The organism is Pedobacter sp. KLB.chiD (genome assembly GCF_047040275.1).
GTDB lineage: Bacteria > Bacteroidota > Bacteroidia > Sphingobacteriales > Sphingobacteriaceae > Pedobacter.
This window is the reverse complement of the sequence record NZ_CP178207.1, coordinates 3,519,061-3,533,360: the sequence shown is the minus strand read 5'-3', so window position 1 is coordinate 3,533,360 and position 14,300 is coordinate 3,519,061. Positions and strand designations below refer to the sequence as shown.

Sequence of the window (14,300 nt, the reverse complement as noted above, 5' to 3'; positions counted from 1 at the left end):
AATAGAAATATATAAAGAATGGAAAAGCCTGTTGCATTAGGTGTAGATATTGGCGGCTCGCACATTACAGCCGCGTTGGTAGATTTGGAAACCAGAACCTTAATGGAAAACTCTATCAAGCGTTGCCCTGTGAATTCACAGGAGGATAAGGAAGTGATTTTATCGGCCTGGTGCGATATTATTAATAAAGCTTTTCAGGATATAAAAAATGGCAGCAGGAATGTGGGCATAGCCATGCCCGGACCCTTTAATTATAAAGATGGAATTTCGTTGATTAAAGATCAGGATAAGTTTAAATCGCTGTATCAGGTTAATGTGAAAGAAGAACTTGCAAAACGATTGGGCATTGACATAGAAAATATCCATTTTATAAACGATGCAGCCGGCTTTTTACAAGGGGAGGTTTTTGCCGGGGCTGCCAAAGGAAATGTGAACGTGTTGGGGTTAACCCTGGGAACAGGGCTTGGATCTTCACTTTGTTTAAATGATAAGGCCTACGATGCAGATTTATGGAACTCTCCTTTTTTGGATGGAATTGCTGAAGATTACCTATCTACACGCTGGTTCGTAAAACGTTTTAAGCAATTGAGCGGTGAGGACGTGGAAGGTGTTAAGGAATTGGTGGGGATGGTAGAAAGCAATCACTTTGCGACGATGGTTTTTATGGAATTCGGCTATAACCTGGCCCAGTTTTTAATCCCTGTGATTAGGAGGTACAAAATAAATACCGTAATTGTTGGGGGGAATATTGCACAATCTTTTAGTGCATTTGCCCCTGAATTGACTGCAACACTTAAAGGCAATGAAATAAATGCCGAAATCAAAATTTCGGAACTGAAAGAACATGCGGCTTTGATTGGTGCTGCAAGCTGCTGCGATTTAAGCTTAACCTAATATCTATTTATCATAAACTACAGGATTAACATATTTACATGCTAAGCCTGTAGTTTAGTCAATTTTTCTTTATTCCTGTTTTAAAGGAAACCGTATCTAAAAAAAGATACTGTTTATTACCGTAATCTTCCCGTTAGCTCATCGGAATAACCTTCCCAAATAATTTTTCCAAAAAAAAGTAAATTATTTTTAATTTATTAATAATATGCTTATTATTGTTTAATAAAACGTTTTAGTCTTGAGTTATTTAAACATTTCGCAAAAGGGACTAAGAAAAACAAAGTGTTGATCATTAAGATTGGTGCTTTTTTTTATGTATAAACACTAAAACGTTTTAGTTTAGTCAAAAATTAACTATTCATTCATTAAAAATAAGGAGAGACCTAAATGAGATAAATTTTACATTCTGACACATCACATTCTACCGCTTAACCAACCAAACCAAACCATAACTCATCATGATTAAAAAAACTACTAAACCAGCTTACGGCTATAGGCACGACTAGTTTTATTCGTAATTGGAAGAGGCTAATGCTTAAAGCGACCTGAAATCGAATGGCCAAAATTTACCGTTTGTAGGTTAATACCCCCTAATTTATAGGGGATATGGTGCCGAAGTTAAAGAGATTGCTTAATAGCTGATCATCTGCCTTTCTTGAAAACGAATAAATCCCTGATCATTCATTGATCAATCGAGTAAATCTTGCATATTTTAATAACCAACAAACTATAATCAAACTATTATGAATCTTTTAAAAATGACCAGGAAAGCTGTTGGGCTCTGCTTTGCGTTAGCTTTAATTCTTGGATGCGGGAAAGAAGAATACCCGGCAGTGGATCTTTTTACCTGGAAAGCAAAGGTAGATGTAACTGCAAAGGCCGTACTTTCTGTTAATTTCGAAAATTCGGGCGGTGCTTCAGGTGCTGAAGGATCTTTAAAAGTGGTTGATAATGATATCAACTCGAAATTTTTGATCAATCCTTATCAATCGGGCCTTTACTTACAGTTAACTTTCCCTTCGGTTCAGCAGGTGGCATCTTACACATTGACTTCGGGTAACGATGCGCCAGACAGGGATCCGAAAAACTGGAAATTAAGCGGCTCTACAGATGGAAGTGCCTGGGTAGATCTTGATACCAGGACCGGCGAGACATTTTCGGGCCGTAACACCACCAAAACATACAACTTTAAAAACAAAGTGCTGTATAAATTTTACAGGCTTAGTATTACCGCAAATAACGGTGGTTCTTTGTTCCAGTTGTCTGAGTGGCGTGTAATTGAAGTACCTGAAGAGCAACAGTAATTTGTGTTTACCATAATAAACATACCAAATTTATTCTGCCGGGACTAACCGGTAGTCAACAAAATTTCTTTCAAACTAATCAATAGACCAAATAACAGTAATCTGTTCACAACAAACTAATTTTATGATGAAGAAAAATACAGATTTAACCAGGGGTAGGCTCAGGCTTAAACCTTGTGCTTTTAAAGCTATTGCTTTTGCAATGGCCTTAAGCAGTGGTTTTTATACAAAAGCCAGTGCATCGGCCATTAATATAAACAGTTCAGCTACTGTGAATCAAACCAGGGCTGATATTGTAATCCGTGGTATTATTAAAGACGAAACCGGTGCGCCATTGCCAGGTGCCGGTGTAAAAGTTAAAGGAAGTTCTACCAGTGCTGCTGCAGATGTAAACGGAGCATTTACCATTACTGTTCCCGATCAGAATGCGGTTTTGATCATTACTTATGTCGGTTATGATTCAAAAGAGATCACCGTTGGTACACAAAGCGTACTGGATATCCGTTTAAAGGAAACCGTTGGCGCCAACTTACAGGAGGTGGCCATTGTAGGTTTCGGTACACAGAAAAAAGAAAGTTTGGTTGGTGCACAATCATCAGTTAAAGCTGACGAATTAAAACAACCGGTTTCGAGTATGAGCCAGTTATTGGCAGGCCGTATCCCTGGTGTAGTTAACGTATCCCGTAACGGTGAGCCAGGTGCAACCGGATCGGATATTTTTATCCGTGGTATATCTTCACTAAACTCTGGAGATAGAGGACCACTTATTATCATTGATGGTGTACCAAACCGTAACCTGAACGATATCAGTGTATATGATGTAGAGAATTTCACGGTACTGAAAGATGCCGCTGCAACAGCAGTATATGGTATCCGTGGTGCAAATGGTGTAATCCTGATCAACACTAAACAAGGTAAAATTGGTACCCCAAGAATTAACGTTGAATACTATGAAGGCGTGAGCCGTTTCACTAAAAGGCCACAACTGATTGATGGTGTAGATTACATGAACTTAGCCAATGAGGCCAAATATTCCGATTATTTACGCGGTGGGGCAGCAGGGGCATTTACACCAGCATATTCTATAGATGCCATTCAAAAAACAGCTGCAGGTACCGATCCGATCCTTTATCCGAACGTAAACTGGTTTGATGCCATTTATAATGATTTTGGCCATAACAGATCGGGAACAGCTAACCTGTCTGGTGGTGTAAGTAATGCTAAATATTACGTTTCATTAGGTTATTATGGTGAGGATGGTTTGTTTAAAACAGACGAAGCGGTAAATTCTGCTGTTAAACAAAGCTTTAGTCGCTACAATGTGAGCACAAACTTGAACTGGGATGTTACGGGTACCACAAAACTGGATTTGGGTATTAAAGGCATTCTATCGCAGAGCAATTTTCCGAGTAATCTCGGCGCCCAGGAGATCTTTAATCAGGCTTTTTTGATCAATCCAACTTCTTTCCCGGTACTTTATCCAAATGGTAGTTTACCTGGTATTAGTCCGCAGGCCGATCAACGTAATCCTTATGGCGATGTGACCAGAAATGGATACAGAACAGGATATAGCAACCAATTATATTCTAACCTACGTTTAACACAGGATTTAAAAGAATTAACCCCGGGTTTGTCAGTGACCTCTATGTTCTCATTTGACGTGAATAACAATAATGCGATAGCGAGAACCAAGAGAGAAACCATTTACAGGATCAATCCTAACGATCCGTACATCGTGGCAAACAATCCTGCATCAGGTTACAAGTACGGATTGGTTCTTCAGGGACAGGATTTCCTGAATTATGGCATCAGTAACGGCGGTGATAAGAAAATGTATTTTGAGGCCGCCATCAACTACAACCGCACTTTTGGAAAACATGCCGTTTCAGGTTTATTACTTTACAACCAGAATGATAACAGTACGCCATTTGCCGGAAACCTAACGTTATCTCTTCCTTATCGTTTACAAGGGGTTGCCAGTCGGGCCACTTATGCTTACGACAATAAATATTTCTTTGAGTTTAATATGGGCTATAATGGTTCTGAAAACTTTGCACCTGATAAACGTTATGGTTTCTTCCCTGCATTGGGTATTGGATGGTTGTTATCGAGCGAGAAGTTTTTCGAGTCCTTAAAAAATACCTTCCAGATGGTTAAATTCCGCTATTCTGATGGTATTGTGGGTAGTGGGGCCAGTGGCTCGGGCTATGCTAATGCAGAAGGCGACCGTTTTTATTATTTAACAAAAGTAGGTGGTGCAAGTGGTTATACTTTTGGTCAGACCGGAAATATTGGATATAATGGTTTGGGCGTAACTGCCTATGGAGTAGATGTAACCTGGGCCGAAACACGTAAACAGGATTTAGGCTTCGAGTTAAAAACATTCAATAACAACCTATCGTTAATTGTCGATTTCTTTAAGGAAAGAAGAACAGACCAATTTATCCAAAGAGGAACTGTTCCAAACTACATCGGTTTAGCCAATACGCCAATCGGTAACCTGGGTATTGTAGAAAACAAAGGAATTGATGGTACCATACAGTACGATGCGCAGTTTGGTAAAGATTGGTCACTTAATTTAAGGGCAAATTTTACCTTCAATAAAGACAAGGTAATTGAAAATGATCAGGCACCAAAACCGTACCCATGGATGGAGCAACGCGGATACAATGTTTTGGCATCAACCCGTATAGGTTACATTGCAGAAAAATTATTTGATAGTCAGGCAGAAATCAACGCCAGTCCTACCCAGTTTGGAACGCTGATGCCGGGAGATATCAAGTATAAAGATTTAAACGGTGATGGTAAAATCGATTCGTTTGACCAAACGATCATTGGTAGGGGAGATGTGCCAAGTAGCACGTATGGTTTTGGTTTCTCGTTAACCTATAAAAACTTCGACTTCGGTTTATTTTTCCAGGGGCAGGATAACGCAGACATTCTGTTAAACATTCCATCCTTTGCCAATTCCGGAGGTTTGGGTAATATGTTGGCAGTAGCTGCCGATCGTTGGACGACAACTAATCCACGCCAGGATGCCGTTTATCCACGGTTATCTTATGGTGGTACCAATAACAATAACTATCAGTCCAGTACCTGGTGGAAACGTGATGTGAGTTTCTTAAGGTTAAAAAATGCCGATTTGGGTTATACCCTAAAAAATGGAATAAAATCTTTAGGCGTTAAACGTTTAAGGGTATACGCTACAGGTTACAATGTGTTTACCATCAGCAAATTCAAATTATGGGATCCAGAGTTATTAACCAACAACGGTACAAGGTATCCATTAACCTCTAACTATTCTTTGGGTTTAACCGCTAATTTTTAAAATAAAAAGAATGAAAAAGATATTGATATATACAGCTGGTGTATTACTGGTAATTGGTAATTATGGCTGTAAGAAATTTTTAAATCAGGTACCTGACGACAGGCTAACTTTCGATCAGATGTACGAGAAAAAAGCCACTGTTGATCAGGCACTGGCTAACGTTTACTCTACATTACCAGATCAAAATCAAGACCGTTCGGCTTCAGGATCAGGAAATATCGGGCCATGGACGGCTGCTTCTGACGAGGCTGATTATACCTTGCCGAACTTTACAGAAAACGTAAATTCGGGTGCCTGGGATGCCACGAGTGGTCAGGTAAATTACCACTGGCAAAGTTATTACCGTGGTATACAGGCTGCCAGTTCCTTTATGGCAAATGTAAGCAGGTGTACCGATTGTAATATCGGTGGTATTGATATTGTAAACCGTTACTACAACGAGGCAAGGGCTTTGCGGGCGATTTATTACTATCACCTGGTAAGACAGTACGGGCCGGTTGTATTATTGGGTAATGACCCAATTGCGTCAGATGCACCGCTGCAAGCCATCAGTAAACCCCGTAACTCGATGGATGAGTGCATTGATTACATCGTGAGCGAACTGGAAGCCACCAGTTCTCGTTTGCCTGCAACCCCACAGGCCAATGAAGATTATGGTCACATCACGGCTTCAGTGGCAGATGCTTATAAAATCAAAGCATTGTTAACTGCCGCCCGTCCGTTATTTAACGGGAATACCGATTATGCAAACCTCAAAAATCAGGATGGTAAACAATTGATCAATCAAACGTATAGTGTTGCAAAATGGACCAGGTTGGCTACAGCAGCGAAAGCTTTTTTAAACAACCCTAACTATTCTAACTACGCGCTGTATTCAGTACCTTCAACACCGGCTGGTTTGCCAAATACGGCTTTTAACCGGGCCTTTATTGCTATGAGAGATGTATTTTTAAATGGCTGGAATGCTGAGATCATTTTTGGTAGAGGTGGTGATGTTACTTTTTATCAGTATTCTCTAGCACCAAATCACAACGGTGCTTCAGGTGGCGACAAAGGTGGTTCATTTTTATCTCCATCGCAACAACTGGTAGATGCATTTTTTACCGCAAACGGTTTACCTATCGAAAATGATCCGGCTTATACCGCTAACGGAACATCAATTTATCAGGCGCCAGATCCAAATGATCAGAATGCACCGAGAGCAATCAGCAATATGTATGTGAACCGCGAACCACGTTTTTATGCTGATATTACTTACAGTGGACGTAAATGGATCAATCCTTCATCTAATATCATTACCAGTTTTGAATTTAATGGTAATGCGGGTAAAGCTGCCATTGCCAATAACGATTATACCAAAACAGGCTATACCTCCAGAAAACATTTAACGGTAGCTGGTTGGACAAATGGTAGAGCAATTTTCACCGTAATCAGATTGGCAGAAATTTATTTGGATTACATCGAGGCTTTGCAAGAATCAAATCCATCTGATCCTGATATTTTGATTTACCTAAACAGGATCCGTACCAGAGCAGGTATCCCGGTTTATGGAAGTGGAGGTTTACCTATCCCAACAGATATGAAAGATGCCATCCGCAGAGAGCGACGTGTTGAGTTGGCTTTCGAATTGGACCGCTATTTCTACACAAGGGAATGGAAAATTGCAGAAACAACCGATAAACAAATCAGAGGTTTGAACATCACTCAAAATGCACCTGGATTTTTTACACCTGTAGTTACCGAAAATAGGGTTTTCCAAAAGAAACATTACTTATGGCCTATACCAGCAGGCGAAATCCAAAAAGTACCTCTACTTGTACAAAATACAGGTTGGTAAAATAGATATAGCACCGGGCATTTTGTTCGGTGCTTTTTTAATCTCTTTATATCCATGCAATGAAAAATATTTTTCCATTAATAGCAATTACCGCTGTTTTACTACTGGCCTGCAACAGCAAAAAGACACCTGTAGAAACGGCGAAGCCAGCGCCACCACTGGTAGAGGCGATTGACCCGCCCGATGCGCCGCCCAAAACCTGGAAAGAACATTGGTTCGAACACGTTCAATTATTAAACCGTGTGAGTTATGATACCAGCGTGGTGGTTTATTATGATGGCGATGTAAAGCCCACTGTGACCTGGCCGAAAACCTATATGGCCGATGCCTGGAATTACACCAAAAAGGTTTATGGTAAGTTTGGCGATGATAGCCGCTTGTTCGTTATTTATCATGCAGGTAAATATGGAGGCGGTCACCCGGGGACCTATCTTGATGCCGGCCATGATTACCGGAATGTTACGGATTGTGGATCCAATGATTTAAATGCATGGATTACAGGTATAGACAACGATATCGATTTATCTACACATGAAATCGGTCATATCGTAGAAGGCGCATCGAAAGGGGTAAAGGAATCTCCCGCCTTTGATATCTGGCACGATAGTAAATGGATGGAAATTTATCAGTACGATGTGTATTTGGGCTTAAACAGGCCAGCTGATGCACAACGCTGGATGAACAAAATGATGACCACAACCGACAGTTACCCAAGAGCCGGTACGCAATGGTTCAAAAACTGGTTTTTACCGATTTACGAAAATTATGGTAAAGCAAAGGTGTTGAATGGCTTTTTTACCCTCCTATCGCAACATTTCCCGAAACAAAATATCACGGTACAAGGCAAAAGTTACCAGCAATACACGCGAAAAATGAATTTTGGCGAATTTATTCACTTTTGGAGCGGTGCGGCCAAAGCAAATTTGGCAACATTGGCCTTAACAGCCTTTGGACCAAAAGACGAAAAAGGGGCAGACTGGGCACCAATGTTGACCAAAGCCAAAACCGATTTCCCGAATATTACCTATTAAATTTATAACCAGAATAGATTTAGCATAAGAGGCTGAATCTTTCTTTTTTATCACAATAAAACAAATGATCAAAAAATTTTTAATCTTCGCATTAGTATCCTGCTCAGCGGTTGTTACTTTTGCCCAAAACAGAGAAAGAGGCTATAAAATTGTCATCAACGATAAGGACAGCGTCATTAATGCCGCTTTAGATGCCAGGCTAAAAGCCGCTTTTATCAATGTTTATCCTGGCTTTGCCCAGGCCGATGGCTACAGGACTAAACGAAACGTAATATTGGATTTTGTAACCGATGAAACGCCGACGATTAAAGCTAAGGCCGGTGAGATTAAAGTGAACAGCGAGTGGATTAAAAACAAATCGCAAGGGAAGATCGAGAAAGAACTTTTTACTGCGCTTTCTAAAAATTGGGTATCATACAGTAAAGAAAAACACAAAGGCTATACGCTAACTTTTATCAGTAAAGATCCTAACCTCGATCCGACGGTTAGAAAAAATTTAATTTCTACCTATTTCGAGATTTATCCCACACTGGTCAAAACATTTAACCAAAAATCTACACATGATGTACTTTTTGTGGTTGATACTGCTTATAAAGCCGTAGCAGAAGCCAGTGGTAACAGGATTCTGTTCAGCGCTGGTTATATGAAAGCGCATCCAACCGATATTGATGTGGTAACCCACGAAACCATGCATATTGTGCAGGGGTATGGCTACAGTGCTGGTCCGGTTTGGTTAACAGAAGGCATTGCCGATTATGTACGCTATAAATTTGGTGTAGATAATGTAGGCTCTAAATGGAGCCTTCCCGCTTACAACGAAAAACAAAATTATACCAACAGTTATCGGATTACCGCACGCTTTTTCGCCTGGTTAGAGCAAAATGTTAAACCGGGATTGATTGCTGCACTAGATCAGCAGTTAAGGGTTCATCAATACACAGAACAATCGTGGACAACTTTAACCGGAAAAAGTGTAGATCAGCTTTGGAACGACTACGGTAAAGCGCCACAAAAAGTAACACTTAGCTATAGCAGTAAAAAATAATCAGAAGGTATTCAAGTTTATGGATCATATGCCGGTAAAAACCCGACTGTTCTTCAAAGGGGTGATCATAAATAAATATATATCATAAAGGCTTTCTGCGAAATTAAAGTAAAGAGAAGTATGCTAAAAGATTCAACCTGGCTGGATCTTCAGGCTCCGATTCTGTTGCATTTGCTCCAGAGGCGACTGCTGTTTTGTAAAAATATCCATCACTAAAGTAAAATTTTTGATCATTTACTAAAACGTTTTACATAAAATATTTAATTTGCAGAACTAAACGCTAACCAAAACACCTATATTCACAATACATGAAAAAAACATCAATTCTTTCGGTTGCCGTTATGCTGGTATCTGCGCTATCAGTACAGTTAAAAGCGCAGGAAATTACTAAGAAGAACGGCTATACCTTATCCTTCGAAAGCAATTTCAAAGAGCTGGATCCCCAATTGAAAAAACGTTTAATCAAAACATTTTTCGAAGTTTATCCAAAGCTGGCCAAAGAATATAACCCTTCTACCATCAAAGAAGTAAAGTTTTTTGTAGATACGGCGTACAAAGGGGTTGCAGCTACCGCTGATGGTAAAGTAACTTTCAGTTCGATGTGGATGATCAAACATCCTGAAGATATTGATGTGGTTACCCACGAGGTGATGCACATTGTGCAGGATTATGGCCGAAGTGTTGGCCCGGGCTGGTTAACCGAAGGTATTGCAGATTATGCCCGTTATAAATTTGGCGTAGATAATGCCGGTGCCAAATGGTCGCTGCCGGCGCTAAAACCCGAACACAGTTATAAAAACAGTTACCGCATTACCGCTGCATTTTTTGCATGGATCGAAAAAAGTGTAAAACCAGGTACGATTAAAGCCGTTGATGCTTCTTTAAGAGATCATACCTATACCAGGGAGATCTGGACCAAATTAACAGGTAAAGATTTAGATGCACTTTGGGCAGATTACGCTAAAAATTCTGAAGTTTAAAAAATAATTACTAGCATATAATAAAACACAAAAACCACAAATGAAACGATTATTTATCGCCTTACTGAGTGTTGCGGCATCAACCAGTTTCGCACAAACAATAGGCAAAATTACAGATCCGGTAGATTGGATTAACCCTTTAATGGGAACGGCATCTAAGCCATCGCTATCTAATGGAAATACTTACCCGGCGATCGGTTTGCCCTGGGGAATGAACATGTGGACACCCCAAACCGGTAAAAACGGCGATGGATGGGCCTATGTTTATGATGCCGACAAAATCCGTGGTTTTAAACAAACACACCAGCCTTCTCCATGGATGAACGACTACGGCGCTTTTTCGCTCATGCCGGTTACCGGAAAATTAAAATTCATTGAAGATGAACGCGCCAGCTGGTTCAGCCATAAAGCTGAGGTGGCTAAACCATATTATTATAGTGTTTATCTGGCAGATGCAGATGTGACTACCGAAATTACCCCTACAGAACGGGCTGCCCAGTTTAGGTTTACTTTCCCTAAAACCGATAGCGCTTACGTAGTAGTAGATGCGCAGAATAAAGGCTCATACATTAAAATTATACCTGCAGAAAGAAAAATTATCGGTTATACAACCAAATATGCCCGTGGGCCGCTGCCTAAAAATTTTAAAAATTATTTTGTCATCTATTTCAATAAAGATTTCAAACTGGCCAAAACCTGGGATGATAAAAAACTTAACGATAAAGATTTAGAATTAACGGTAGATCATGCCGGTGCCGTTATCGGTTTCGCCACTCAAAAAGGGGAGCAGGTCATTGCAAAAGTGGCTTCCTCATTTATCAGCTTTGAGCAGGCTGATTTAAACCTGAAAAGAGAATTGGCTAATGATGGTTTCGATGCTACAAAAGCAAAAGGCAGGGCAACCTGGAATAAAACCTTAAGCAAAATTGCAGTTGAAGGTGGTACAATTGACCAAACCCGTACATTTTATTCTGCCATGTACCGCACCCTGTTCTTCCCGAATAAATTATATGAAATTGATGCGCAAAACCAGATCGTACACTGGAGTCCCTACAACGGGCAGATTTTACCCGGTTATATGTTCGCTGGTACAGGTTTCTGGGATACGTTCAGGGCATTATACCCGTTCCTGAACCTGGTTTATCCATCTATTAATAAAGAGATGCAGCAAGGCCTGATCAACGATTATAAAGAAGGCGGCTGGTTGCCAGAGTGGAGCAGTCCGGGGTATGCCAATATTATGGTGGGTAACAATTCAGCTTCTGTAGTTTCTGACGCTTACATTAAGGGCATGCGCGGCTATGACATTGAAACGTTATGGCAGGCCGTAAAACATGGAGCCAACAATGAAGGTCCGATGGAAGCCGTTGGCCGTGATGGCGTTAAATATTATAACGAACTGGGATATGTACCTTTCGATGTAAAAAAGAATGAAAATGCTGCTAAAACGCTGGAATATGCATACGATGATTTTACCATTTACCAATTAGGAAGAGCTTTGGGTAAGCCTGCATCCGAGATTGATATCTATAAGAAAAGAGCCATGAACTACAAAAATCTTTTCGATCCGGCTTCGGGTTTGATGCGTGGTAAAAACCAGGATGGTACTTTCCAAAGCCCATTTAGTCCGTTTAAATGGGGCGGTGCATTTACTGAAGGTAACAGCTGGCACTATACCTGGTCGGTTTTCCAGGATATTGATGGTTTAGCCAAATTAATGGGCGGTCATAATAAATTTGTAACCAAGTTAGATTCGGTTTTTTCTATGCCTCCGGTATTTGATGAAAGCGCTTACGGTGGGGTCATTCACGAAATCCGCGAAATGCAGATTGCAAACATGGGCCAATATGCGCATGGTAACCAGCCCATCCAGCACATGATTTACCTCTATAACTACGGTGGTGCGCCTTACAAGACCCAATATTGGGTGCGCGAAACCATGAACAGAATGTATAAAGCTACACCAGATGGATATTGCGGTGATGAAGATAACGGGCAAACCTCTGCCTGGTACGTTTTCTCCGCAATGGGCTTCTATCCGGTAACACCAGCGGTTGACCAGTATGTTTTAGGTGCTCCTTTATTTAAAAAGGTGACCATTACTTTAGACAATGGTAAAACGGTGGTGATCAACGCGCCAGCCAATAGCGATAATAATCGTTATGTTCAGTCGCTGCAGATGAATGGTAAACCATATTCCAAAAACTGGATCAGCCACAGTGGCATGCAGAAAGGTGCGGTGTTAAACTTTAACATGACGGCTACACCTAACAAAACCAGAGGATCCAATCCAGCTGATTTCCCTTATTCGTTATCAACAGAAAAATAGAGAAACATAACGACTGTATCATAAAACAGAACTGTCATCTCGTGCCTGTAGAAGCACAGATTTAGTTTACGTGTTGTGATACAGTCTCAATTTTCGAAGTAATAATTGGCCGCAATATGGCTAAAACTAACAAACCAAAATATATGAACATCTCTAAGACGGGTTTTACAGCCATGTTCTGGCTTTGCGGAACCCTGCTGGCATTTGGCCAGCGTATTGATCTCAAAGATCTTTCAGCCTTTAAAAATCCATCCAATTCATGGTCGCTGGCACAAAACGTAATTGCCGACCTAAACGCCGAAAATGTGTTAAAAACAACTAAAGGTGAAGGTATATTGGTTAACCAATCAACCGCCAAAAAAGCTGGCTCCGATTTGTATACCGTTAATGAGTATGGCGATGTAGCCCTGGAATTAGATTATTTAACCGCAAAAGGAACAAATTCAGGAATCTATCTTCAGGGTAACTATGAAATCCAGATTGACGATGCCTGGGGAATTAGAAACCCAAGCTCTTCAAACAATGGCGGTATTTACCAACGCTGGGATGATAGCAAGCCCGAAGCCGAAAAAGGATTTGGTGGAGTTGCACCCCGTCAGAATGCAAGCAAGGCTCCAGGTTTATGGCAGCACATCAAAATCATTTTCCAGGCACCAAAGTTTGATGCTACAGGCAAAAAAACACAAAATGCCAAAATCATCAGTGCAGAACTGAATGGCGTGCTGATTCATGAAAATGTAGAATTATTTGGCGCAACAAGAGGCGCAGCAGGAGCAGAAAAAGCAAAAGGTCCTTTACGCTTGCAAGGCGATCACGGTTCTGTAGCCTTTAGAAATATCCAGATCACCGAGCTATCGGAAATTCCAAAACCAAACCAAAACGGTGGCGCAGATCCGATATATATTGAGGCATCAAGCAACAATATGATCAGAAGTTTTGTAGACATTGCGCCAAGAGTACGTTCTGTTCATGCTATTTCGGTAGGTGGGCCGGAAAAGGTTGCTTACAGCTACGATTTGGATAATGGTACGCTTTTGCAGGGATGGCACGGTGATTTTATCGATGCTACGCCAATGTGGGATGGCCGCGGAAACGGAACCTCACGCGCTTTGGGTAGTGTTACCCGTTTTACCAAACAGCCTGTTCTGGCTATTTCAAAACTGCCAAACGACCAAGCCAGGTGGGTTACCGATACGGCTGGTACAGGTTTCAGAACAAAGGGGTATGTAATGGATAAACAAGACCGTCCGGAATTTAAATACATCATTAATGGCACAAATGTAACCGATGCGGTTAAAGTGATGGACAACGGACAAGGTTTAAGCAGGGAGATTACGGTTGATAAACCCTCAAAAGATCTGTATTTCCTTTTAGCTGCTGCTTCAAACATTGAAGAAGCTGGGAAAGGCTTGTATTTAATTGACGATAAAGCATATTACATACAGCTTGGCGAAGGCACCGCAAAGCCGGTGATTAGAAATGTTGATGGCAAATGGGAAATCATTGCAGCCATTGGAAGTAAGTTGAATTATACCATTTTGTTTTAGTCGTG

At 40.8% G+C, this 14,300-nt stretch carries 9 protein-coding genes; all 9 read left to right on the top strand.

All coding sequences use genetic code 11. The annotated features are described in order from the left end of the window. The first annotated feature begins 18 nt into the window (after positions 1-18). The 9 genes from ACK1I8_RS14415 to ACK1I8_RS14375 all read left to right on the top strand — a co-directional run bounded on the left by ACK1I8_RS14415 (position 19) and on the right by ACK1I8_RS14375 (position 14,295). A complete protein-coding gene (locus tag ACK1I8_RS14415; RefSeq protein WP_412466061.1) occupies positions 19-894 on the top strand; it encodes an ROK family protein in 876 nt (291 codons plus the stop codon). Between the two features lie 743 nt (positions 895-1,637). Beyond that, positions 1,638-2,198, top strand: coding sequence for a discoidin domain-containing protein (locus ACK1I8_RS14410; protein ID WP_412466060.1), 561 nt, complete (start codon positions 1,638-1,640; stop codon positions 2,196-2,198). Positions 2,199-2,322: 124 nt separating this feature from the next. Next, the gene (locus tag ACK1I8_RS14405) at positions 2,323-5,526 is read left to right on the top strand and encodes a SusC/RagA family TonB-linked outer membrane protein (protein ID WP_412466059.1); all 3,204 of its coding nucleotides are present in this window, start codon (positions 2,323-2,325) and stop codon (positions 5,524-5,526) included. 10 nt (positions 5,527-5,536) lie between these two features. Beyond that, on the top strand, positions 5,537-7,363 hold the full coding sequence (locus tag ACK1I8_RS14400; RefSeq protein ID WP_412466058.1) for a RagB/SusD family nutrient uptake outer membrane protein: 1,827 nt from the start codon (positions 5,537-5,539) through the stop codon (positions 7,361-7,363). Positions 7,364-7,422: 59 nt separating this feature from the next. Next, on the top strand, positions 7,423-8,394 hold the full coding sequence (locus ACK1I8_RS14395; RefSeq protein ID WP_412466057.1) for a hypothetical protein: 972 nt from the start codon (positions 7,423-7,425) through the stop codon (positions 8,392-8,394). Positions 8,395-8,458: 64 nt separating this feature from the next. Next, positions 8,459-9,439: a basic secretory protein-like protein gene (locus ACK1I8_RS14390; RefSeq protein WP_412466056.1), complete on the top strand. Its 981-nt coding sequence runs from the start codon at positions 8,459-8,461 to the stop codon at positions 9,437-9,439. Positions 9,440-9,747: 308 nt separating this feature from the next. Then, entirely contained in the window at positions 9,748-10,419 is a 672-nt protein-coding gene (locus tag ACK1I8_RS14385) for a basic secretory protein-like protein (RefSeq protein ID WP_412466055.1), read from the top strand. Between the two features lie 40 nt (positions 10,420-10,459). Further along, the gene (locus tag ACK1I8_RS14380; RefSeq protein WP_412466054.1) at positions 10,460-12,748 is read left to right on the top strand and encodes a GH92 family glycosyl hydrolase; all 2,289 of its coding nucleotides are present in this window, start codon (positions 10,460-10,462) and stop codon (positions 12,746-12,748) included. 143 nt (positions 12,749-12,891) lie between these two features. Then, positions 12,892-14,295: a DUF1080 domain-containing protein gene (locus ACK1I8_RS14375; protein WP_412466053.1), complete on the top strand. Its 1,404-nt coding sequence runs from the start codon at positions 12,892-12,894 to the stop codon at positions 14,293-14,295. Positions 14,296-14,300: the final 5 nt, after the last annotated feature.

Coding starts and splice junctions, on each gene's coding strand:
- ACK1I8_RS14415 (WP_412466061.1), top strand. CDS start 19: ATGGAAAAGCCTGTTGCATTAGGTGTAGATATTGGCGGCTCGCACATT.
- ACK1I8_RS14410 (WP_412466060.1), top strand. CDS start 1,638: ATGAATCTTTTAAAAATGACCAGGAAAGCTGTTGGGCTCTGCTTTGCG.
- ACK1I8_RS14405 (WP_412466059.1), top strand. CDS start 2,323: ATGATGAAGAAAAATACAGATTTAACCAGGGGTAGGCTCAGGCTTAAA.
- ACK1I8_RS14400 (WP_412466058.1), top strand. CDS start 5,537: ATGAAAAAGATATTGATATATACAGCTGGTGTATTACTGGTAATTGGT.
- ACK1I8_RS14395 (WP_412466057.1), top strand. CDS start 7,423: ATGAAAAATATTTTTCCATTAATAGCAATTACCGCTGTTTTACTACTG.
- ACK1I8_RS14390 (WP_412466056.1), top strand. CDS start 8,459: ATGATCAAAAAATTTTTAATCTTCGCATTAGTATCCTGCTCAGCGGTT.
- ACK1I8_RS14385 (WP_412466055.1), top strand. CDS start 9,748: ATGAAAAAAACATCAATTCTTTCGGTTGCCGTTATGCTGGTATCTGCG.
- ACK1I8_RS14380 (WP_412466054.1), top strand. CDS start 10,460: ATGAAACGATTATTTATCGCCTTACTGAGTGTTGCGGCATCAACCAGT.
- ACK1I8_RS14375 (WP_412466053.1), top strand. CDS start 12,892: ATGAACATCTCTAAGACGGGTTTTACAGCCATGTTCTGGCTTTGCGGA.